The 22454-nt window shown below is 60.1% G+C and carries 15 protein-coding genes; 6 read left to right on the top strand and 9 right to left on the bottom strand.

Annotated elements, in window-relative coordinates; genetic code table 11:
* Positions 1 to 95 precede the first annotated feature (95 nt).
* Positions 96 to 1028: a diguanylate cyclase gene (locus HB376_RS25290; protein ID WP_213766446.1), complete on the bottom strand. Its 933-nt coding sequence runs from the start codon at positions 1026 to 1028 to the stop codon at positions 96 to 98.
* Complete coding sequence (locus HB376_RS25285; RefSeq protein WP_213766444.1) at positions 1021 to 4230, bottom strand: response regulator; 3210 nt, start codon at positions 4228 to 4230, stop codon at positions 1021 to 1023. Before HB376_RS25285 ends, HB376_RS25290 begins: the two co-directional genes overlap by 8 nt.
* Before the next feature lie 458 nt (positions 4231 to 4688).
* Between HB376_RS25285 and HB376_RS25280 the strand changes: the two genes are divergently transcribed.
* Positions 4689 to 6542 carry a sensor domain-containing phosphodiesterase gene (locus tag HB376_RS25280; RefSeq protein ID WP_213766443.1) on the top strand — a complete coding sequence of 618 codons (1854 nt, stop codon included), beginning with the start codon at positions 4689 to 4691 and terminating at the stop codon, positions 6540 to 6542.
* Positions 6543 to 6578: 36 nt separating this feature from the next.
* Here HB376_RS25280 and HB376_RS25275 read toward each other — a convergent pair whose 3' ends face one another.
* Positions 6579 to 6887, bottom strand: coding sequence for a putative quinol monooxygenase (locus HB376_RS25275; RefSeq protein WP_213766442.1), 309 nt, complete (start codon positions 6885 to 6887; stop codon positions 6579 to 6581).
* A 793-nt stretch (positions 6888 to 7680) separates the two neighbouring features.
* On the opposite strand from HB376_RS25275, the gene HB376_RS25270 reads away from it, so the two are divergent.
* The 3 genes from HB376_RS25270 to HB376_RS25260 are packed head-to-tail and all read left to right on the top strand — an operon-like array spanning position 7681 to position 13538.
* Positions 7681 to 10872: an efflux RND transporter permease subunit gene (locus HB376_RS25270; RefSeq protein WP_213766441.1), complete on the top strand. Its 3192-nt coding sequence runs from the start codon at positions 7681 to 7683 to the stop codon at positions 10870 to 10872.
* The gene (locus HB376_RS25265; RefSeq protein ID WP_213766439.1) at positions 10862 to 12061 is read left to right on the top strand and encodes an efflux RND transporter periplasmic adaptor subunit; all 1200 of its coding nucleotides are present in this window, start codon (positions 10862 to 10864) and stop codon (positions 12059 to 12061) included. The genes HB376_RS25270 and HB376_RS25265 overlap by 11 nt, the downstream gene beginning before the upstream one ends.
* Entirely contained in the window at positions 12054 to 13538 is a 1485-nt protein-coding gene (locus HB376_RS25260; RefSeq protein ID WP_213766438.1) for an efflux transporter outer membrane subunit, read from the top strand. Before HB376_RS25265 ends, HB376_RS25260 begins: the two co-directional genes overlap by 8 nt.
* 174 nt (positions 13539 to 13712) lie before the next feature.
* Here HB376_RS25260 and HB376_RS25255 read toward each other — a convergent pair whose 3' ends face one another.
* From HB376_RS25255 to HB376_RS25240, 4 genes are all read right to left on the bottom strand, one after another.
* Complete coding sequence (locus HB376_RS25255) at positions 13713 to 14255, bottom strand: DUF2889 domain-containing protein (RefSeq protein ID WP_213766437.1); 543 nt, start codon at positions 14253 to 14255, stop codon at positions 13713 to 13715.
* Positions 14256 to 14349: 94 nt separating this feature from the next.
* Positions 14350 to 15306: a D-2-hydroxyacid dehydrogenase family protein gene (locus HB376_RS25250; protein ID WP_218627372.1), complete on the bottom strand. Its 957-nt coding sequence runs from the start codon at positions 15304 to 15306 to the stop codon at positions 14350 to 14352.
* Positions 15306 to 17231 (bottom strand): ABC transporter permease, encoded by a 1926-nt coding sequence (locus tag HB376_RS25245; protein ID WP_213766435.1) that lies wholly within the window; start codon positions 17229 to 17231, stop codon positions 15306 to 15308. The genes HB376_RS25250 and HB376_RS25245 overlap by 1 nt, the downstream gene beginning before the upstream one ends.
* Before the next feature lie 21 nt (positions 17232 to 17252).
* Positions 17253 to 18515, bottom strand: a complete 1263-nt coding sequence (locus HB376_RS25240; RefSeq protein ID WP_213766434.1) for an ABC transporter substrate-binding protein — start codon at positions 18513 to 18515, stop codon at positions 17253 to 17255.
* Between the two features lie 120 nt (positions 18516 to 18635).
* Between HB376_RS25240 and HB376_RS25235 the strand changes: the two genes are divergently transcribed.
* Both HB376_RS25235 and HB376_RS25230 read left to right on the top strand, forming a co-directional pair.
* The gene (locus tag HB376_RS25235; RefSeq protein ID WP_213766432.1) at positions 18636 to 19469 is read left to right on the top strand and encodes an ABC transporter ATP-binding protein; all 834 of its coding nucleotides are present in this window, start codon (positions 18636 to 18638) and stop codon (positions 19467 to 19469) included.
* The gene (locus tag HB376_RS25230) at positions 19462 to 20154 is read left to right on the top strand and encodes an ABC transporter ATP-binding protein (protein ID WP_213766430.1); all 693 of its coding nucleotides are present in this window, start codon (positions 19462 to 19464) and stop codon (positions 20152 to 20154) included. Before HB376_RS25235 ends, HB376_RS25230 begins: the two co-directional genes overlap by 8 nt.
* Before the next feature lie 107 nt (positions 20155 to 20261).
* Here HB376_RS25230 and HB376_RS25225 read toward each other — a convergent pair whose 3' ends face one another.
* Positions 20262 to 21107 (bottom strand): oxidoreductase, encoded by an 846-nt coding sequence (locus HB376_RS25225; RefSeq protein ID WP_213766467.1) that lies wholly within the window; start codon positions 21105 to 21107, stop codon positions 20262 to 20264.
* Positions 21108 to 21370: 263 nt separating this feature from the next.
* The gene (locus HB376_RS25220) at positions 21371 to 22087 is read right to left on the bottom strand and encodes a FadR/GntR family transcriptional regulator (RefSeq protein WP_213766429.1); all 717 of its coding nucleotides are present in this window, start codon (positions 22085 to 22087) and stop codon (positions 21371 to 21373) included.
* Positions 22088 to 22454: the final 367 nt, after the last annotated feature.

Here is a 22454-nt window from a genome sequence, read left to right as displayed (position 1 = left end):
CTTATGTAAAATCAAATAAAGAGATGAATCAACACCTCACCGTATGTTCAGCCTGCCTCTCTCGCAGTCAGGCCACGATAGATCCCTGAAAATCGCTATACCGCACCTGCGTTTAGGCTGCCTTCTCGCCACACGACCCGATTGCGCCCCTCGTTCTTCGCCCGATAAAGATGATCGTCGGCAGCTTTCAACAACTCGGCTGCCGATTCATTGTTGCCGAGTCGCAACGTAGCCCCGCCGAGGCTCACGGTAATACGGTCGGCCTCAGTTGAATCCAGGCGCCGCATCGCCAAGCGGCCAGTGGCTTCGCGCAACCTTTCAGCCAGTTGCAAAGCAGATTCAGCGCCGGTGCCCGGCATCAGCAATGCGAACTCTTCACCGCCGAATCGCGCTACCAGATCGGTAGCGCGATTCAGCCCGTCTGTCAGTACGGAGGCCACAGCTTGCAAGACTCTGTCGCCCATCGCGTGTCCGGCCTGGTCGTTGTAGTTCTTGAAGAAATCGATGTCGAGAATCGCCACCGAAAGCGGTTGCCGGTCGCGCGTCGCACGCGCCCATTCGAGCGCATAACGCTCATCGAAATGGCGCCGGTTCGCAAGCTCCGTGAGGCCGTCGATATTAGCCAGTGTCTCGAGCATGCGCCGCTGTCGAGCAAGCTGCAGGTGACAGCGCACTCGGGCCAGGACCACGGTGAGATTGAACGGCTTGGTGATGTAGTCCGAGGCGCCCAAGGTCAGTCCATGAGCTTCGTCCTCCGGTGTGTCGAGTCCGGTGATAAAGATCACAGCGATGGCCGCCGTGCGCGGATCAGACTTCAGCCGGTTCAGCACGTCGTAGCCGCTGACTTCGGGCATGACGACGTCGAGAAGGATCAGATCCGGAACGTGCTGCGTTGCCAGCGCCAGCGCCTGCTCGCCGTTCTTCGCGAGAATCACGGTATGGTCGGTCTTCAGCAGGTCGCCAAGCACTTGCCGGTTGATCGCCGCATCATCCACTACCAGCACCTTCTGCATATCTTTTTTACTCAAGCGGCCCTCCCGTTTCTAATTGCATCCCGACCGACGATGCCAGTGCAGCAAGCAACTCAAGGGCACTACGGTACTCGATATCGACAACCGCGGTTCTGACAGCGGCCAGTTGGGTTTCCCCCGCCGCCCCCGGTCCCATGGCGGCCTGAAGTTCGATCAGAACGTCCTCCGCACGCGCGTCGTCGTCACGCAGCAGATCGGCAAGCCGGTTCATCAGCGGACCGAACACAGCCGGATCCGATGGTCCAGATACCGTGGAATCGACTTCATCCAGTTGAACCAGACTCCGTATGAAGGCTGACAATGTATCGGCCATGTCGGGTACTAGCGCCAGGGCTTCGTCGCTCGCACCGCGTCGCACCGCCTGTTCAACCTCGCTGGAAAGCCACGACAGACGCCCCGCACCGAGGTAAGCGGCGGAAGATTTCAGTCCGTGGGAAATACGCCCGACAGCTTCAAGGTCACCCTCTCCCGCGCGCGCGAGGAGTGTCTGTGCCGTGTGAAGGTGGTCGTCCCGGAAGGTGCGTATCAGCCTTTGCAACAGCGCCGGATTGCGGTTAGTCCGCTGCAGCGCAACTTGCCAGTCGACGCCCGCGAGTTCCGGAAGCCGGCTATGTCTGTGTTCAACGACCGTCCGCGAGAGGTTCGATCGTGTGTCGTTCGTGGGCGTGTCACCCGTGCGCCCTTGTGGCGCCATCCAGGTGAAGAGGACCTGCATCAGTTCAGCCGGGTCGATCGGTTTCACGAGATGGCCGTTCATGCCGGCGTCCCGACTCGCTTCCAGGTCACCTGGCATGGCATGAGCGGTCAACGCAATGATGGGCAGCGATTCAAAACCAGCGATCGAGCGAATCTCACGCGTTGCGCTTAGGCCATCCAGCACGGGCATCTGGAGATCCATCAGAACGAGGTCGTATCGGGTACGCTGCACGCACGCGACGGCTTCGCGGCCATTGTCGGCGACATCGACGTGAATCGGCGCCTGGCCGAGGAATTCGAGCGCCACCTCCCGGTTGATCGCGTTGTCCTCGACGAGTAGAACCCGGCGGCCGGCGAGGCCCGCGAAATCCAACGTCCGGTCGTGCTCAAGCGCCTCACGCGCCGGCACCACCGGCACGCTGGACCTGAATGCGGGAAACAAGGTCTCGACCAGCATGTCATACAGCAGCGACGGGTTGACCGGCTTGGCAAGATAGCCGTCCACATGTACATCCCGCGCCTCCGACAGCAAATCGTCGCGGGAGTAGGCCGTGACCATCATGATGGCGGGCGTGGCAGCAATGCGTGCATCGCTCCTGATATGGCGCGTCGTTTCCACGCCGTCCCAGCCGGGCATGCGCCAGTCCATCAGTACCAGGTCGATCGGCTGGCCGGCGTTCGAGGAAACGACCAGCTCGTCGAGCGCTGCGAGCCCGGAAGCAGCCGTTGTCACCTGCAGGCCGAACGACGCCAGCATCTCGCCCAGCACTTCGCAGGCGACTGCGTTGTCGTCAACCACCAGCACACGGCGCTCTTTCATCGACAGTGTCGTGATCCGCTCGCGGACAATTTCCTTGTGTCCCACTTCGAAACTCGCCGTGAAGTTGAAGCGGCTCCCTTCACCGATACGGCTCTGCACGTCGATGGTACCGCCCATGATTTCAACCAGTTGCTTGCTGATCGCGAGTCCCAGGCCCGTACCGCCGTATTTGCGGGTAATCGAGCCGTCCGCCTGCGAGAACGACTGGAAGAGCTTCGCCAACTGTACGTCGGTCATCCCGATGCCGGTGTCACTGACCGAGAACTGCAGCATGACAGTGTATTCGTCACTTTCCAGGAGATCGACGCCGACGACTATCTCGCCGCGCTCGGTGAACTTGGCAGCATTGGTGCCCAGGTTCACCAGCACCTGTCCTAAGCGCAACGGGTCACCGACCAGATGTAATGGAATGCCGGCCCCTACCCGGAAAACGACCTCTACGCCAGTCGACTCCGTTTTGAGCGCGATCAGGTTCGATAGATTGTCCAGGATGTCGTCGAGTTCAAAAGGGACTCTTTCGAGTACGACCTTACCGGCCTCCGCCTTGGAAAAATCCAGGATATTGTTGATGATGCTAAGCAGACTCTCCGCAGAGGCTGCTATTTTCTCGACATAGTTGCGCTGCTGAGCGTTGAGGTTTGTCTTGAGCGCCAGCCGGCTCATGCCGATCACGCCGTTCATCGGCGTCCGGATTTCATGACTCATGTTGGCGAGGAATTCAGACTTCGTCTGCAACGCCTCCTCGGCGGCTTCCTTGGCCGCGCTAATCGCCTCTTCGGCTTGCTTGCGCGCGGTCACATCGAGTGCGGTCCATACCGTGCCTTTGCCTGGGTCATCGGGATCGAGCATGGCGCCGTGATCGGCGCACCAGATAGGCGTGCCATCCTTGCGCACGAATCGGGCGTCGCCGACATAGATATGCTCCGCGATCACAAGATAGTCCGCGCCGCCCTGCTCCCACTCTTCATCGCTGCCATAGAGGATGCGTGTCGACTTGCCGACGGGTTCACCCTTGTCGTATCCGAAGAGCTGCTCGAAACCACTGTTGCAGCGCTGGATCACCCGGTCCTTCACAAAGCAGACACTGACTGGCGTATGTTCAAGCACCGCATTCTGTTCGAGTACCGATTGCGCGAGCATGGCGTTTGCGGTCTGGGTCGCCACTTGCGCAATATGCGCCCTCGCGTCAGCTTCTGCCGCCTTCTCAACGAGGCGGTTCCGTTCTGTCAAGTCGTGGAAAATGACATCTGCGCCGAGGTACTGCGCACGGGCGGCACCGGGCTTATATAGTGGGCAAACGTGCATTTCCAGCGCAATCGGGTTTCCGTTCCGATCGCGCCCGGCAAATGCATCCTGCTGCACCGGCTCTCCCCTTCGCATCTTGTCGCTCAACCCATCCCATTTGACTGGCGACATGGAAAGCCCCTGGACGGATTGGCCCGGCATATCAAGCTCGCTCTCATAGCCGAACATGCGCGCGGCGGATCGACTCGCGCGGATGATCGTGCCCTTCGCGTCAACGCGGATCAGACCGGCCTGCAACTGATCAACGAAATCCGGGTAATGCTGCTCGCGGCTTTGCCTCCTTCGGCTGGCGCGGATCGCGCGAGCTGCATCAACGGCCCCCCAACCAATCAGTGCGGCCGACAGCAGCACGGTGGCAATCGTCGAGTTATCAGGCATTTTGACGTTATTCGCTTATATCGGGTTTCAGACGAAAGCAGATTCTACGCGCTGAACCTTCTCCAATGTACCGGACGACTTGCCGCGCGAAAAATCGAGATCACCCAGGGACACGGCTCCTAAGCCGCGGAGCGCGTGCCGTTTTTTTCCCAAGCTGCGAACGCCTGGTTGCACTCGTCTTTCTTTGATGTGCTTGGGGAACGGAATTGGCGTTGGCATTCGTCACAAATGCCTTTAGCGCCTGTATGTATTGCGTCGGTGATCTATTTATCGTCGACCTCTAGAGATCTGCGATGACCATAAACGCTCGACTAAGTAGCTTCACCAAGCTGCTCATTTTGCCGTGTATCTGTAAATGCCGAACCGGTTCACATCGGTGTATAGTTGTTTGCGTCTATTTCCTTCGAAAACGACGTCCCAACCAGCTCGACATAAATCATTTCCAGTAGGGGAAACCGGTGAATCTGCCCGATCAGAACGAGCTACCTTCACCAGTCATCGAAAGACATCGACTTTATGTTTTGCAGGAGTCCTGCCTTCTGGACACGCCTCCGGACGCCGCGCTCGATCGCATCACTCAGCTCGCAGCGCGTTTGTTCAAAGCACCCATTGCGTTGATCTCGTTGATCGACGAACAGCGTCAGTGGTTCAAGGCGCGCGTCGGCGTGGAGGTCGCTCAAACTGAACGGAAGGACGCTTTTTGTGCACACACGATCCTTCGTCACGATGTGCTCGTCGTCCCCGACGCAACGCTCGATCCGCGGTTCAAGCAGAACCGGCTCGTACTCGGGGAGCCGAATATCCGGTTTTATGCCGGCAGTCCGTTGCGAACGCGCTCGGGTGTTCCACTGGGTAGCCTATGCGTCATCGATACCAAACCGCGCCCCGAATTTGACGAATCGCAACGGGACTTGCTGAGTCAATTGGCTGAAATGGCGATGGACCGGATCGAAGCGCTTCGATCAATCGCGTTTGTGGATCCGCCCACGCGACTGCTGAACCGCGCGCGATTTAGTGACGATGTTCGCGCCATCTTCGACGAAAGGCCAATTGGGCAGATCGCGCCCAGCCATGCGGTTTTGGTGAATGTCGTCCCACTCGGGTATCTCGATCAAACGTCGATTTCGATTGGCATTGTCGCGACTGACCGGTTGATGGCAGCAATATCCCGGCGCGTGGAGCAGGCGCTCGTCGATATCAAGCCCGTGTACCGGGTCGACTATGCGCGTTTTGCCGTGTTCGTATATGGCGACGAGAGCGCTGCAATGCGGGTGATCGATGCCGTGTTGAGGGCCTTCGATGCGCCCCTGCTCGTCAACCAGATTCCAGTCGACTTGTCGCCGACCTTCGGTTTGGTCGACCTGTCTCGTATAGATGAACCCACGGATGTGTTACGAGCCTTGATGTCGTCTTCCGAGATCGCCCGGCGGGCACGCGTTCCATTTCGGAAGTTTGCCAAGCGCATGTTTGCGGCCCAGGAACGCACGTTCTTCATTCTCAACACCTTGCCCCAGGCACTGCAGGATGAAAATCAGTTGAGTCTAGCTTACCAGCCTCGAGTCGATTTGCGCACGGGTGCTTGCGTGGGCGTCGAAGCGTTGTTGCGCTGGTCTCACCCTCTGCTTGGGGAGGTTTCGCCGGCTGAGTTCATTCCCCTGGCCGAAAAAACGTCGCTGATGTCAGCGCTCACCGACTGGGTGATGGATCACGCGCTAAAGCAGCTTGCTACATGGGAACGTGCAGGCATCATCCTTGGCATTTCAATTAATGTTTCAGTGCTTAATCTGGAACAGCGCGGCTTCGTGCCCCGCTACATTTCCCTGCTGCGAACCCACGGCATCGAACCAAAGCGGGTCGAACTAGAGGTTACTGAAAGCGCATTAACGGCAAACGCGAAGCTTGTCACCGAGAACCTTCGCAAAGTCGCTGACATGGGGAGCATCGTCGCCATTGACGATTTCGGCACAGGCTACAACAACCTGTCCAAGCTACAGCTTTACTCGGCCACGGTGCTAAAAATCGACCAGAGCCTTGTGCGTCGTGTTTTGGATAACCAATACACGCGTACCCTCGTCGAGGGCGTCATTGCGCTTGCGCAAAAGCTCGACTATCGGGTAGTCGCTGAAGGCGTCGAAACACAGGAGATCTACGAAGCTGTGGCAGGTTGGCAATGCGACGAAGCTCAGGGCTATTACATTGCCCGACCACTGGCAGCGCCGGTCTTTGAGGCCTGGTATTCCACTTTTTCGCGGAATATTATTGACAGCTCTGTTCCAAGGGATTCGTTGGACCGCGATAAATTAGTGACATAGATTCTCCCTTTCTGATCCTGAATACGAGCCGGCGCCCTAGCAGGCTTGCAGCACATTGATGACACGGCTGGCGAGCAGCGGCTTCGTATTGCGTCCATATTCGGCCATATGTGCCGAGGCCGCATGCGCCTTCAGCGCGTCGGCGCTTTCCCAGCGTTCGATGACGGCGAATGTGTCATCGCCGAGCGGGGTCTGAATCGCCCCGAAGTCCGGTACGTCGACCACCGCTTCGTAGCTGATGCATCCCTCTTCCGCCAGCACCGCTGGCCGGTTCTGACTGAACAGCGCCAGCACGGCGTCGCGCTTGCCAGCCTGCGCCGTGATAGTGGCAATGACATGTATCATCCGGCATTCTCCTTTCATGGTTCGGCACGAATTTGCCGCGCCTAATCATAGCCGCGTTCCGCCACGCATGCTGCGAGCGCCTCGCAGCGCAGCCGGGTTCGCGTTTCGCGACATGCCCCACGCGTCAAGACCGCTGCAAGTCTCTTCATCCCACGTCGACCTTCATGCTTGCCGCTTCATAAGCTAATGTAGTTTTAAGCTATCCCTTAAGTAAACGACAGTAATAAAAAAATCAGCGCGCCTCTCAACATCGCTATTCAAGCCTGCGCTGGCGCCGTACAAAAGCCGCGGACCATTATTACTTATGGGGCAGACGCTTATTTGCGGCCTTGAATTCGCTGCCGGAAATGGGCCAGTCGGGTTCAATCGCCCGTCCAAACCCGAGTTTGTGCACTGCAGCTTTGTTTTCGTTTGTGTACATTCCCGGATTGTCTGCGTTACAGACAAAATTGCGAGACAAAATCGCGTGCCCGGTGATGTTTTGATTTCAAATTTATTTTTTAACAACGAATTAGAAAGTAATTCGAAAGAATTAATCGGTTTCGGTTTGATGCAGCAGTGTCGGCACTAGCCGGATCAGATGCCCATTAAAGTGAGTTACCAAACGGTCAACAGCCTACGAACCAAAGATCATGTGGAGTATTTTTCAACAATCCGTCTCGCGTCAGGACGGAAATGATCCTACCCGGCGCATTGCCCGGGCCACGCGGATGACCGCGGCCGAACCCCGCCGACTGCTGCGCCTGGCAGCATCAGGGCACCGTTCAGTTCAACCCCAAGTATTGGAACTCTCATGCTCGGCCTAGTACGTATCGCTCTCCGACGGCCATACACCTTTGTCGTCCTGGCGATCCTCATTTTGATCATCGGGCCGCTTTCCGCGATCAGAACGCCGACCGATATCTTCCCCGATATCCGCATTCCCGTGATCAGCGTCGTATGGCAATACACGGGCTTGCCGCCGGACCAGATGGTCGGACGGATCACTTCACCGTTCGAGCGCTCGCTGACCACGACGGTCAACGACATCCAGCACATCGAAGCTGAATCGGTGAATGGCTTCGGCATTATCAAGATCTTCTTTCAGCCGGGCGTGAACATCAGCAACGCGAACGCGCAGGTGACCGCCGTCTCGCAGACGCAATTGCGTCAATTGCCGCCGGGCACTACGCCGCCGCTGATCCTGAACTACAACGCGTCGACGGTGCCAATCATCCAGCTCGCGCTGTCGGGCAAAGGTCTCACCGAACAAAACCTCGGCGACCTGGGGCTGAACCAGTTACGTCCGGCGCTGGTAACGGTGGCCGGTGCGTCGATTCCTTATCCGTTCGGTGGCAAGTCTCGGCAGATACAGATCGACATCGACCCGACGGCCTTGCAGGCGCGCGGCCTGTCTGCACAGGACGTTGCCAATGCGCTCGCCGCCCAGAACCTGCTGACGCCGATCGGGACGGAAAAAATCGGCGATCACGAATACACGCTGCAACTGAACAACGCGCCTTACGCGCTCAAGGCGCTCGGCGACCTGCCGATCAAGGCGGTCAATGGCACCACGGTTTATATCCACGATGTCGCGAATGTCCGCGACGGCAGTCCGCCGCAAACCAATATCGTGCATGTGGACGGCAAGCGTTCGGTGCTGATGTCGGTGCTGAAGAACGGCTCGGTGTCCACGCTCGGCATCATCGCGGGCATCAAGCAGCACGTGCTCGACGCCAAGGCTTCATTGCCCGACGCACTGCAAATTGCACCGATCGGCGACCAGTCGCTGTTCGTGCGCGCGGCCATCAGCGGCGTGGCTCGCGAAGGCGTGATCGCGGCTGCGCTGACCAGCCTCATGATCCTGTTGTTCCTCGGCAGCTGGCGGTCGACCGTCATCATTGCGACCTCGATTCCACTCGCCATTCTCGGTTCGATCGCGACCTTGTCCGCGCTCGGCGAGACGCTCAACATCATGACGCTCGGCGGCCTTGCGCTCGCGGTGGGGATCCTGGTCGACGACGCGACCGTCACCATCGAAAATATCAACTGGCATCTGGAGCAAGGCAAGCAGGTAGAGGAGGCCATCCTCGATGGCGCCGCGCAGATCGTTACGCCCGCGTTCGTGGCGCTGTTATGTATTTGCATTGTGTTCGTGCCGATGTTTTTCCTCGACGGCGTCGCGCGTTTTCTCTTCGTGCCAATGGCCGAGGCCGTGATCTTCGCGATGATCGCGTCGTTCATCCTGTCGCGAACGCTCGTTCCCACGATGGCGAAGTACCTGCTGCATCCGCATAATCTCGATGAAGATGCGCACGAAAAGAAGCGTCCCGGACCGCTCGGACGCTTCCAGCAGGGTTTCGAACGACGCTTCGAAAAAATTCGCGCCGGCTATCACGGCCTGCTGGAACTGGCGCTGAACCATCGCGCGCCCTTCGTGAGTTGCTTCCTCGGTTTCGTGCTGGTCTCGTTCGCGCTGGTGCCTATGCTCGGCCGCAACTTTTTCCCGGACGTGGACGCCGGGCAGATCCTGTTGCACGTGCGTGCGCCGGTCGGCGTGCGGGTCGAAAAGACCGCGCAGATTTTCGCGGATGTGGAAGGATCGATCCGTCAGATGATTCCGCCGGCCGAACTCGCCACGATGGTCGACAACATCGGCCTGCCGGTCAGCGGTATCAACCTCGCCTATAACAACACCGGGACGATCGGCTCGCAGGACGGCGACATCCAGATCGCGTTGAACGAAGATCATCGTCCGACCGCGGAGTACGTGCGGCAGATGCGGGAGAAATTGCCGCGCCTTTATCCGGGCGTGACGTTCTCGTTCCCGCCGGCGGACATCATCAGCCAGATCCTGAACTTCGGCTCGCCGGCACCAGTGGACTTGCAGGTTCGCGGCAACAACCTGCCCGCGAACTTCGCGTATGCGAACCGGCTGCTGCGCGAGATCCGCCAGATCCCCGGCGTAGTCGATGCACGGATCCAGCAAGCGCAGAACAATCCCACGTTCAACGTCGATGTCGACCGTACCCGCGCGCAACTGCTCGGCATCAACGAGCGCGACGTGACGAACAGCCTGGTCGTGAACCTCGCGGGGTCGAGCCAGGTTGCGCCGACTTTCTGGCTGAACAATGCGAACGGCGTGTCGTATCCCATCGTGATGCAGACGCCGCAATACAACCTCGATTCGCTTGCCTCGCTGCAGAACCTGCCGATCACCTCAAGCCTGCAGAGCAGCGGACAAATCCTGGGCGGCCTTGCGACCGTCGAGCGTACGAACACCAATGCAGTCGTGAGTCAGTACAACATCCAGCCGATGGTCGAGATCTTCGCGACCACGCAGGATCGCGATCTGGGCGCGGTGGCGTCGGACATCCAGCGCGTGGTGAAGGACAACGCCGACGCACTGCCGAAGGGTTCGTCGGTCGCGCTGCTCGGCCAGGTGCAGACCATGAACAGCGCGTTCGCCGGCATGTTGTTCGGCCTGCTCGGCGCGGTCGTGTTGATCTACCTGATCGTCGTGGTCAACTTCCAGTCGTGGGCCGATCCGTTCGTGATCGTCACGGCGTTGCCGGCGGCGCTGGCCGGCATCGTCTGGATGTTGTTCGCGACTCACACCACGCTGTCCGTGCCGGCACTGACGGGAGCCATCATGTGCATGGGTGTGGCGACCGCCAACTCCATCCTCGTGGTCAGCTTCTGCCGCGAGCGCCTGGCCGTTCACGGCGACCCGTTCAAGGCTGCGCTCGAAGCCGGTTTCACCCGTTTCCGCCCGGTGCTCATGACCGCCCTCTCGATGATCATCGGCATGGCGCCGATGGCCCTCGCGCTGGGCGAAGGCGGCGAACAGAACGCACCGCTTGGCCGCGCCGTTATCGGCGGCCTGATTTTCGCTACCACCGCGTCGCTGCTCCTGGTCCCGGTGATCTTCTGCATCATTCACTCGCGCACTGGCCGCGCGATTGCCCCGACACCCGTTACGGGAGGTCCCGCTCATGTCGTCTGAACCTGTTATCACCACCCCACCCGTCACCGATCAACCCGTGCCGCGCCGGCGACTCGTCATGATCGGCGTGGTGGGGGTCGCGGTTGCGCTGATCGTGGTCGCCGCCGGCGTCACGCTGCGCGCCGTCGACGCCCGCAACCTCAAGACCTGGACCAACGCGCAGACGGTCCCGACCGTCACCGTGATCCATCCGGTCAGTTCGGCAAACGGCCCGACGCTCGACCTGCCGTCGCATCTCGAAGCGTATTCGCGTGCGCCGATCTTTGCGCGCGTGAGTGGCTATCTGAAGTCGTGGAACGTGGATATCGGCGCACCGGTGAAGGCCGGGCAATTGCTTGCGGTGATCGAGTCGCCGGAGCTCGACCAGCAGTTGCTGCAGGCGCGTGCGGACCTGGCCAGCGCACAAGCCAATGCCGCCCTCGCAGGCACGACCGCGAAACGCTGGCAGGCGCTGCTCGGCACCGACTCGGTCGCCCAGCAGGAAGTCGACGAACGCACCGGCGACTACACCGCCAAGAAAGCGGCTGTAGCGGCCGCGCAGGCCAACGTCGACCGGTTGCTAGCCACCAAGGGCTTCGAGCGTATCCTGGCGCCGTTTGACGGCGTGGTGACCGCACGTGACACCGATGTCGGCGCGCTCATCAATGCGGGGAGCGGCGGGATCGGACAGGAGTTGTTCACCGTCTCGGACGTGAAGCAGTTGCGCGTGTATGTGCAGGTGCCGCAGAGTTACGCCCCCGATGTCCGCAGCGGCACCACCGCGACGCTTTCCGTGCCGGAATATCCCGGCCAGCGTTTCACCGCGCGCGTGGTTGCATCGGCGGATTCCGTCAACTCGACTTCTGGCACGACGCTGGTTCAATTGCTGGTCGACAACTCAGCCGGCAAGCTCTTGCCCGGTGGTTTCGCTAGCCTGCAATTCAGGCTTCCGGTGCAGGAAAACGCGGTACGCGTTCCCGCGAGCGCACTGGTTTTCGACGCCCGTGGCCTGATGGTCGCGACGCTCGGCACAAACGGCCAGGTCGTGTTCAAGAAGGTGACGATCAATCGCGACTTCGGCGATTCGGTCGAGATCGGCTCGGGGCTCATCGCGGCGGACCGCGTGATCGATACGCCGCCTGATGGTCTCGTTGACGGCGATCACGTGCAAGTCGCCAGCGCCGACAAGAAGGTGGCCGCCAATGGCTAGGCTGGCTACGAGGGTTACGTTGCGCGTGCCGGCGCTGCTCGCCGGCACCATCGCGCTGGCGGCCTGTTCGCTCGCGCCAGATTACAAGGTGCCGCCTACGCCGGTCGTCGCGCAATATCACACGGTCGGGCCGTGGATCAGCGCGCAGCCCGCCGACCAGTTGAGCCGCAACGGCTGGTGGAAGATGTATAACGACGCTCAACTCGACGATCTCGAACAGCGCCTGCTCGCGAACAACACGGATCTTGCCGCAGCGTACGCGCACTACAGGCAGGCGCAGGCGTTCGTGGACCAGGTCTCGGCCGGGCTCTATCCGACAATCAGTGCAAACGCCGTTCCGCAACGCGACCGGCAGTCGTACAGGCGGCCATTGCGTGTCGGCGGCCCCAACGATTACAACTCCGTCACGCTCGGCGGCGAGATCGATTACGACCTCGACCTGTGGGGCCGCGTACGTGATTCCGTGGTAGCGGGCAAGGACGAAGCGCAGGCATCGAAGGCCGATCTTGCATCGGTACAACTGAGCTTGCAGGTTCAACTCACCGATAGCTATATCCGCCTGCGCGGTCTTGATCAGCAAACCCAGTTGCTGACCGACACCGTCGCGGCGTTTGCGCGTGCGCTGCAACTTACGCAAACGCTGCATGGAGGCGGCATTGTCTCGGGGCTCGATGTATCGCGCGCGCAGACGCAGTTGTCGTCGGCGAAATCGCAGTTGTCGCAAAACCTCGCACAACGCGCGTTGATCGAGCACGCGATCGCCGAACTGGTGGGCGTGTCCGCGTCCGAGTTCAGTTTGCCGCAGCAAACCGCCTCGATCATCTTACCCGTGATTCCGGCCGGTTTGCCCTCGACATTGGTGCAGCGGCGCCCTGACATTGCCGCGGCCGAACGCCGCGTGGCGGAAGCCAATGCGAAGATCGGCGTGGCGCGCGCAGCCTACTTTCCGTCCATCACACTCAGCGCGCAAGCCGGCCTTCAAAGCACCGCCTATTCGAATTTGATCAGTGCTCCGAACCTGTTCTGGGCAATCGGTCCACAACTCGTGCAATACGTTTTCGACGGCGGCCTGCGCCGCGCCCAGCTCAATTCGGCGAAAGCGGCGACGGATGAAGCGGGAGCGCGTTATCGCGGGGTCGTGTTGTCGGCGTTCCAGCAAATCGAAGACAATCTTTCGCTGCTGCAGGACCTTGGCACGGCGCTCCAGCAGCAACGCGATGCCAGCAATTCGGCGCAGTATTCCGTCGATCTGGCGCTGAACCGGTATCGGCAAGGCGCGGTCGGTTATCTTGATGTCGTGCAGGCGCAGACCGCCGCGCTCGACGCTCAGCGCGGCGTGCTCGATATCCAGACACGTCAGCTAAGCGCGAACGTGCAATTGATCAAGGCTCTGGGTGGCGGCTGGTCAAGCGAAGAACTGGCGAGCACTGCGGCGGCGCCGGTGCTTGTCGCGGCTAGTGACAAACCGAAAGAGTAGGTACGCGTCGCGTTGTGACTGCATGGGAGCGGGAGATCCGGCGGCGCTCGATGGTCCTGCTCGACGAGATGCCGGAACTGTCGAGTTCCGACTTGATGCCACGAGCGCGGTGGGATTCGCGCGCCCTCTTCTTGCACATGGCCCCCGAAACAAACGGACCTTGTGCAACTGTCGCTATCCGGCCTTCACGCTCCAGCGCGGATAGTATTTGGCCACCACCTCGCCACTAGTCGACAACGCGTGACAGCGATTCAACTGGAACGGTTGTTTGACGTCCTGCTCCTCGCGCGCGCGGCGATTTGCCATCGTCTGAAAAGCGAGCGTAGCCAGTATTCCTATCAGGTCGCTCACGTGGGTACATCCCTGGGTGCCAGCGAACATGGATCGCACTTGTGCCGAGAAACCGGGCGCAATGCGCAGGCCCACGAGCCGTCCATAATCGGGTGCGATGTTCTCGCAATGTCCTGCATACGGCACGGCATCGAACGCAGCTTCGGCTGCCATGATGTTCAGGCTTCCGTCAATGGTAATCCGCAGCCACATCTCATGGATCGGTTCTCCCGCCATTCGATTACCTGCCGGCGACTCCTTGGTGTACGTCTTGGTATCGATCAGATGGGCTTCAAGGTCGTACAGCCCTTCCGGCCGGGAATAGCCGTTGGCTTCGATCTTGCGCGTGTGAAGTAACTGGCGTTCGCCAGCGGGCGAGAGAGGCATGAAAGTTCGTCGGAGAGGAAATGGTTTCGGCGGCGGGTCCCGGTGATTCATCACGCGAGCCAATTCATGAAAGGCCGCCAGCCAGGCAATCCTGTCAGGATAAAGTATTGAGCGGACGCACGAGTTTTCCGTCCAGGAACGCGGCGATGTCTTCGAGCACGCCGCCATAGATCAGCTGATAATTTTCTTCAGTCACATACCCGACGTGCGGCGCCAGCACTACATTTTCGAGCGCCAAAAAGGGATGGTCAACCGGCATCGGTTCGACATCGAAGACATCCAGCGCGGCGCCGCCGATTCGCTTCTCCGCAAGCGCCGCCACCAGCGCGCTTTCATCCACAATGGGCCCACGCGCCGTGTTCACGAGATAGGCCGTCGGCTTCATCAAGGACAATTCACGCGCACCAAGCAGGCCGCGCGTGCGCTCCGACAACTTCAAGTGGATCGATATCACGTCCGACTCGGCCAACAGCACGTCAAGACCAACGCGTTGCGCGCCCGACGCGGCGGCAGCCTCGTTGGTGAGATTCTGGCTCCAGGCAAGCACTTTCATGCCAAGAACCTTGCCATAGCCGGCCATTTGACGTCCCAGGTTGCCAAGGCCGATCACGCCCAGCGTCCTGCCGTGCAAGCCCACGCCAAGCGTCGTCTGCCAGCGTCCGGCGCGAATCGCGCGCTCTTCCTGCGGGATCGCGCGAGCAAGGGCGAGCATCAGGCCGAGCGCCATTTCGGCTGCGGGTGTCGGCAGGTCGTCCGTCCCGCAGACCTGGATGCCGCGCTCGGTGGCGGCAACAATATCGACTGAAGCGTTCCACATGGCTGCCGTGATCAACAGCTTGAGATTCGGCAGCCGTTCAAGCAGTGCGCGCGGGACACGCGTTCGCTCGCGCATCAGCACCACCACGTCGAACGGATGCAGGCGTTCAGCCAGCGCGTCGACATCGTCCAGGTGATCGGGGAAGGCGGTCACTATCGCGCGCGGCGCCAGGCTTTTCCAGTCGGCCATCTTCATGGCGACGTTCTGGTAGTCATCGAGAAGGGCTACGTTCATCACAGTTCCGAACTCCGGTGAATGGCGGTGTCGTCAGCGCCAGTTTTCATGGGCGGTCTGCCGCGGGACGGCGCGCGCTCGGCACGCCGGTCTTCCTTCGACGGCAACCGGAAAAGAATCTCGCCAAGCACGCCGCGCCGGAACACCATCACGACGATCACGAAGGTCACGCCCAGCACGAGGCTGCCACTGTCGGTGAGCGTACTCAGGAAGTCCCTGAGGAACACGACGATGCCTGCGCCGAGCATCGGCCCGAACACAGTGCCGGCGCCCCCGAGCAGCGTCATCATGATGGGCTCGCCCGACGCGCGCCAGTAGACCGATTCGAGGCTGACAAACTCGTGGTTAAGCGCGAACAGCGACCCCGCGATGCTGATGAGAAACGCCGACAACGCATACGCGCGCAACCGCAGTCCCTGCACGTTGTAGCCTACGCTCAGCATGCGCCGCTCGCTGTCGCGCGCACCGCCGAGCGACAGCCCGAAGGGCGAGCGGATCACGAGGAAAACAAAGCCGACCGCAAGCGAGACGACGAACAGCGCCAGGTAATAGTAGGTGATCTGGTTCTCGAGGCTCAGACCGAAAAGCGAGCCGCGCGTGATGCCGTGCAGGCCATCCTCGCCGCCTGTGTATTGCGGCGTCTGGTTGATGACAAAGTAGACGATCTCGGCGAGCGCGAACGTCACCATCGAGAAATAGATGCCCTGCTTGCGAGAGATCAGTGCGCCGAAGGCCACCGCGATCATCGTGCTGATCGACACGCCTGCAATGAAGCCAACCCACATCGGATAGTGAAGCTTCGCGATCATGATGCCCGTGATGTAGGCGCTTCCGCCCCAATAGGCGGCTTGTCCGAATGACAGCAGGCCGGCGAATGCGAAGAGGATGTCGAAGCCGAGCGCGCACAAGCCCCACAGCACGATATCGCATGCGAGCACCGGGTAGACCAGCCACGGCAATATCAGCCCGGCAGCCAGTGCCACCAGCTTGAGTTTCCAGCTCATCACGAGCCGCCGGGCCGCGGGTGTGATCGGTGTGTAGTGCAGCGGAAAATGCGCGACGTCGATGCCCCGGAAGATGCCGCCCGGACGCACGATCAACACGACGATCATCAGGATGTAAGTCGCCGCGTTGGCCGCCGGCGGATACCAGATTGCGGCCACCGCTGACAGCACGCCCACGGCAAAGCCCATGACGACCGAACCGGCAATCGATCCCAATCCGCCCGCGACCACGACGGCGAACGTGGTCGCGATCATCTCCTGGCCCATGAACGGCGAGATGTTGCGCAGCGGCGCGGCCAGCACGCCCGCGATGGCCGCGAGGCCCGCCGCGAATGCGAACGTGCCGGAAACGAGCACGGGCACGCGGACCCCGAAGCAGCGCAACAGGTCCGGGCGCTCGGTTCCGGCACGCACCAGCGCGCCAAGCCGGGTACGTTCGAGCAGCAGCCAGGTCGCGCCGCAGACGACCATCGAAAACACGAGTACGAAGAAGCGGTACTTCGGATAGACGATGAAACCGAGGTTGATGGCGCCCGCAAGCGCACCGGGCACGAGAAACGGAGCGCCCTGCACCGCAAAGAAATGCCGCATCGTATCTTCGATAATCAGCGTGAGGCCGAACGTGAGCAGCAGGTTATACGAAGGATCCAGTCCGTAGAGACGCCTGAGAAAGAGGCGTTCGAGCACGAGTCCAAAGCCGCCTATCACGATGGGCGCAACCAGCATGGCGACCCACAGCGAGAGTCCAAAGTCGGCGCCCACGCTGAACGCTATGAAGGCACCGAGCATATAAAGCGCGCCATGAGCGAAATTGACGACTCGCATCATGCCGAAGATCACGCTCAGTCCCAGACTCATCAACGCAATGAAGCCACCGTTGACGAGTCCGTTGAATAGCTGCGATAAATAGTATTGCGACATGGAAACCCTCCGCCGGTAGCTCTATTGCCAGTCATGCTTACACGTGCTTTCCGACGCAGGCATGAACGCATCCTTGCCGGCGACGGTGGCGAGCACGGTGAAAACGTCATCGGGCGTCTTGACTTCGTTCGCCTTCTTGACCTGTTCAAGATACAGGTCGTGAACCACAATATGATCAGCTTTCCTGAACGTTGCATGACGGGCGAAGAAATCATCGAACGTGCTTCCTTCCAGCGCCGCCGCGATCTTGTCCGGATCGTCTGATCCAATCCGCTTGACCGTGTTCAGAACCTGCATGACCGCGGAGTAGTTGCCCGCATGGAGACTGCCGGGTGCAAATCCATAAGCCTTGCGGAAACGTCCGCTCCACTCACGCGTGCGGTCGTCATAGTTCCAGTACCACGGATCGGCCAGGATTGCGCCTGACCATGCCGAGATGCCGAGAGCCGCCACGTCGGTCAGGTTCATCTGTCCCGGGACCAGGCGCACCGAGCCGTTCATCAGCCCGAACTCGCCCGCCTGCTTTACCGCATTACGCAGGTCCTGGCCTGATTCGAGTATGCCGATCGCGTCCGCATGCGCAGCCTGCGCTTTCAGCAGGAAACTCGAGAAGTCGTCGTTTGGAAACGGCACCATGTCGTTGCCCACCACGGTGCCGCCCGCCGCCTTCGCCGCCCGGCTGAACTGTTCAAGGAGGGAGTGTCCGAATGCGTAGTCCGCTGTGATGAAATACCAGCGTTTGGCGCCAAGCCTGGTCACCTTGGTCGCGGCGATATTCGCCAGTGCGTAGGTATCCCATGCGTAATGCCAGGCGTACTTCGTACAGAAGTCGTTCGTAAGCGCCGTCGTTCCGGGACTCACGAACGTAGTCGTCACTTTGTATTGTTTCGCGAGCTTCGCTACCTCGATTGCCGCGGCCGACCCGGTGACGTCGGTAATCATGTTCACGCCCTGGGTTTCAATCAACTGCCGCGTCTTGTTGACCGTGATGCCGACATCAAGCTTGTTGTCGAGCACGATCAGCTTGATGGGCACGCCATTCACGCTGCCGCCGAAATCGGCGATCGCCATTTTCGCGGCGTCGACTGAACCCTTGCCGGACGTATCCGAATAGACGGTCGACAGATCAGTGATTACCAGTATGGTGAACGCCTTTCCCGTCATTTGCCCCTGCGCCGAAGCCGCGCCTCCAAGCGCGGCCGCAAGTGCGGCAGTGCACGCAACCGCTCTCATTGACCAACTGCGCAGCCAGCCTGCGTGCCGCCATCCGCTTCCCAGTCCCATGGTTGTGTCTCCGGAATTTTTTGATCTAACTTCAACCATACCGCAAAAATGCATTGTATATTAGACCCATCAATTATTTTTATTTTTTATATTTTTGTGGTCTTTTACGGAGGATCGGCGATGTCAACGGGTGCTGAATATGTGAGGAGCGCCGCTGCGGTGCCGGCTGGCATCGCGACGCGGGAACCTGTCATCGAGACGTGTGGGCTGCGCAAAGAATTCGATGGGTTCGTCGCTGTGGCGGGCGTGGATCTACGTTTTGCCGGAACGGGCGTGTTCGGCATCATTGGTCCCAACGGCGCCGGCAAGACCACTTTTTTCAATCTGCTGAGCAGCTTCCTGAAACCGTCCGCCGGGAAAGTGCTGTTTCACGATCAGGACATCTCGCGGCTCAATCCCCAGGCCGTGTCACGGCTGGGGATCGTGCGCAGTTTCCAGATCAGCAGCATCTTCAGCCACATGACGGTCGCAGAAAATCTCCTCCTGCCCATGCAGCGCCGCGCGACGAGCGGATGTGAATTCTGGCGCCGCAGCCATGGGCTCGACGTCCATCGTCAGGAAATCCACGACATCATGGATCAGGTCGGCATCGCGTCCTCCTGGCGCGACCAGCAGGCATCGGCCCTGCCCTATGGTCTCAAGCGTTCACTGGAACTCGGCATCAGCCTCGCGACGCGGCCGCAGGTTCTCCTGCTCGACGAGCCGACCGCGGGTATGTCGTCGCAGGATATTGGCCGGATCATCGAACTGATCCGATCCATTGCCGAGGACCGCATGGTCATCATGGTCGAACATAATCTGCGGGTCGTGTCCGACCTCGCGCGGCAGATTATCGTGCTGCAACAAGGCCGCGTTCTGACGGTCGGTTCTTATGACGAGGTGCATTCCGATCCCCGCGTGATCGAAGCGTATCTCGGCGGCAAACGCGGTATTGGAGGACACGGACATGCTTGAAGTACGCAACCTGCAGGCATCGTATGGCGAGACGCAAGTGCTTCACGGTATCGACTTCGACGTCCAGCCAGGGGAAGTGGTCACGCTGATAGGCCGTAACGGCGTGGGTAAGACCACGACGTTGAAAGCGATTATTGGCGACATGCGGCGGCGCAGCGGAACAGTGCGATACAAAGGCGTGGACGTGCTGCCGCTTGGCCCCGAACGCACCGCGCGCTCGGGCATTGGGTATGTTGCCGAGGACCGCGGCATCTTTGCGACGCTGAGCGTGCAGGAAAATCTCGTCATCTCGCCCGTTCGCGGTCCCGCTGCATGGCCGCTTGAGCGCATCTTCGAATTGTTCCCAGTGCTGCGCGAACGCAGTCATCAAAAAGCATCCACCTTGTCAGGCGGAGAGCAACAGATGCTCGCCATTGCCCGCCCGTTGCACATGGGTTCGCAACTCATCCTTCTCGACGAACCAACGGAGGGCCTGGCGCCCGTCATTGTCGATAGGATCGGGGACGTCATCCTGCAACTCAAGGCCGATGGCCGCACTATCCTCCTGGTCGAGCAGAACCTCCGCTTCGCGATATCGGTGGCGGATCGCCACAACCTGATGGTCGACGGCAAGATCATCCAGACGCTGACGAACGACGACGTGATCGAACGCGAAGACGAATTGCTGGAGCATCTCGGCGTGTGAGGCGGGCATTGTCTGAAAACGATCAGACGAAGATGCCCGCTTGAATCGAGCGCGCGCTTAACCATGATCCGAGCGCGCGGAAAAAAATAGCGATGCGGTGCAGGATATCAGTCCGGAAAATCCGCACCAACGGTCGTCGCTTCCCAGGTGTCGAGATCATTCTGGAGCCTGCCAAGTTTTACGCGGACCGCTTCCAGCCCGGGCTTGCCCAACACCAGATTCGATGGCGGCACGGCAGCCTCGACGGCGGCGATGATCGCCAGTGCCGCGCGTGCCGGATCGCCCGGTTGCCGGCCGCTATGGGCAGCAACCTGCGCGCGGCGCCTGCCGGCGATTGATGCGTATGCATCGATTGACCGGCTGGTCTGTTTCAGTGACCGCCCGGCCCAGTCGGTTCGGAACGGTCCCGGCTCGACGGTCGTGACCTTGATACCCAACTCGGCCGTCTCGCGTGCGAGCGCTTCCCCAAGACCCTCTAGCGCGAACTTGGTCGCCGCGTAATAGCCGCTGCCCGGATTACCCACCAGGCCACCGACCGACGTGATATTGACGATATGTCCTGTTCCTTGCTCGCGCATCACGGGCAACACGGCTTTGATCGCGGTGACCGCGCCAAAGAAATTGACTTCGAACATGGCGCGTACTTCGTCATCCTCGCCTTCTTCTACAGCCGACAGGTAGCCATATCCGGCATTGTTGACCAGCACGTCGATGCGGCCAAACGAAGCCTTCACTTTTGCCACGGCCGCGACCATGTCAGCGGGCGAAGTCACGTCGAGTTTGAGCGGCAGCGCGAGTTCAGGATGCGCACTCGCGAGGTCGGCAACGGCGCCGGGATCGCGGGCGGTCACGACGGCACGCCAGCCGCGCGCGAGCACGGCCAGTGCGATTTCGCGACCGAATCCGGTCGAGCAGCCGGTAATGAACCAGACGGGAGAAGTGGAAGAGTCAATCGGCATGGTAGTCCCTGGTTAGTGCTGACACGATGCGCGACACCGCCATTCAGCGCGCGGATCGGCCAACGGAAGATAAAATTCAAGGGTATCGCAATACACGAAAACGCGTGAACCGCCGGCTCAAGGGTCGTCGATGGCGGAGATGAAGCAACCTGGCCTGGCCGGCGAAGAATGCTCGCCGTGCGTTTCCTCAAGCGCGGTTCCTTGCACCGCATTGCACATAAGCTTATAGCCTCCAAACAACGTCGGAAACGATGCATTCATATCGACGCAAATTGCTTGCCGACGAAGTCGATGTGCGCGTACATGGCGTTGAACGCCGCCTCCGGTGCGCGCGCACGAATGGCCTCGTAGATCGCCCTGTGCTGGTTCAGACGCATCAATGCAAGGTGTCTTGCGTCGACATCAATGTGCGACGCGTCGAACGTGTTGCTCGTAATGTGCTCGCGCAATTCGGCAATGACGCTCGCGTGAAAGTGGCCCATCATCAGATTGTGCGAGGCGCCGGCCAACGTCGTGTGGAATTCGGCGTCAGCCAGTGCTTCCGCCTCCACGTCCTCGTTGCGTACTGCATGGTCCATTCTCTCAAGAATGGAATCCAGGTTAGCCAGCTCGGCCTGCGTGGCGCGTTCAGCGGCGAACCGTGACGCCGCACATTCGAAGACGAGCCGAAACTCGAGCGTGTCGGCACGCATTGGCGGGTTCTCGGCAATCAATTGAAGCCACGGTGCGCTGAGCCCGGCCGCCGGGCGACTGCTCACATGCAGGCCGCTCCCGCGACGCGTTTCAAGCAAGCCACGCGCAACGAGACGCTGAATCGCTTCACGCACTGTCGTGCGTGAAGCCGCAAGAGACGTAGCGAGTTCCCGCTCGGACGGAAGCCGCGTTTCCTTTCGCCACGATGCATCAAGAATCTTGCCTTCCAGATCCGCGATGACCCGCGCCAATGTTTTGCGGCCTGAGTTGCTGGATACCATACCCGTCACTCTCCTCCTTTGCGTTCGACCGGTTTTTATCAATTCTTTCATATCGGTCAGCATTGCTTATGACCCTCCGAGAAAAATCCAGGAACAATGACCCTGAAATTTCCCTGAAGGTCTATGGTAAACCTTGGCTCCATATATAATTATATTATATAAAATGTATTGACGCGGACATGCCCCCGACATACATGAGGCGATAACGCGCAGCAACGCGGTCAATGCCACAGCAGTGATGACTTCCAGGGCACGCGCTCTTCGGAAGAGATTCTCAGCTTGACCGCTTCATCAAGTGACACATAAAATACATTTTATATTTATAAGCAATACGATGGGTCCATGAGACCTATCCGGACTGAGGCAG

Source organism: Caballeronia sp. dw_19 (assembly GCF_018449515.1).
Taxonomy (GTDB): Bacteria; Pseudomonadota; Gammaproteobacteria; order Burkholderiales; family Burkholderiaceae; genus Caballeronia.
This window is presented reverse-complemented; position numbering and strand designations above follow the sequence as displayed.

Excerpts from the sequence above, each read along its gene's own strand:
- HB376_RS25285 (WP_213766444.1), bottom strand. The coding sequence starts at position 4,230 with ATGCCTGATAACTCGACGATTGCCACCGTGCTGCTGTCGGCCGCACTG.
- HB376_RS25275 (WP_213766442.1), bottom strand. The coding sequence starts at position 6,887 with ATGATACATGTCATTGCCACTATCACGGCGCAGGCTGGCAAGCGCGAC.
- HB376_RS25270 (WP_213766441.1), top strand. The coding sequence starts at position 7,681 with ATGCTCGGCCTAGTACGTATCGCTCTCCGACGGCCATACACCTTTGTC.
- HB376_RS25265 (WP_213766439.1), top strand. The coding sequence starts at position 10,862 with ATGTCGTCTGAACCTGTTATCACCACCCCACCCGTCACCGATCAACCC.
- HB376_RS25260 (WP_213766438.1), top strand. The coding sequence starts at position 12,054 with ATGGCTAGGCTGGCTACGAGGGTTACGTTGCGCGTGCCGGCGCTGCTC.
- HB376_RS25255 (WP_213766437.1), bottom strand. The coding sequence starts at position 14,255 with ATGCCTCTCTCGCCCGCTGGCGAACGCCAGTTACTTCACACGCGCAAG.
- HB376_RS25250 (WP_218627372.1), bottom strand. The coding sequence starts at position 15,306 with ATGAACGTAGCCCTTCTCGATGACTACCAGAACGTCGCCATGAAGATG.
- HB376_RS25245 (WP_213766435.1), bottom strand. The coding sequence starts at position 17,231 with ATGTCGCAATACTATTTATCGCAGCTATTCAACGGACTCGTCAACGGT.
- HB376_RS25240 (WP_213766434.1), bottom strand. The coding sequence starts at position 18,515 with ATGGGACTGGGAAGCGGATGGCGGCACGCAGGCTGGCTGCGCAGTTGG.
- HB376_RS25235 (WP_213766432.1), top strand. The coding sequence starts at position 18,636 with ATGTCAACGGGTGCTGAATATGTGAGGAGCGCCGCTGCGGTGCCGGCT.
- HB376_RS25230 (WP_213766430.1), top strand. The coding sequence starts at position 19,462 with ATGCTTGAAGTACGCAACCTGCAGGCATCGTATGGCGAGACGCAAGTG.
- HB376_RS25220 (WP_213766429.1), bottom strand. The coding sequence starts at position 22,087 with ATGGTATCCAGCAACTCAGGCCGCAAAACATTGGCGCGGGTCATCGCG.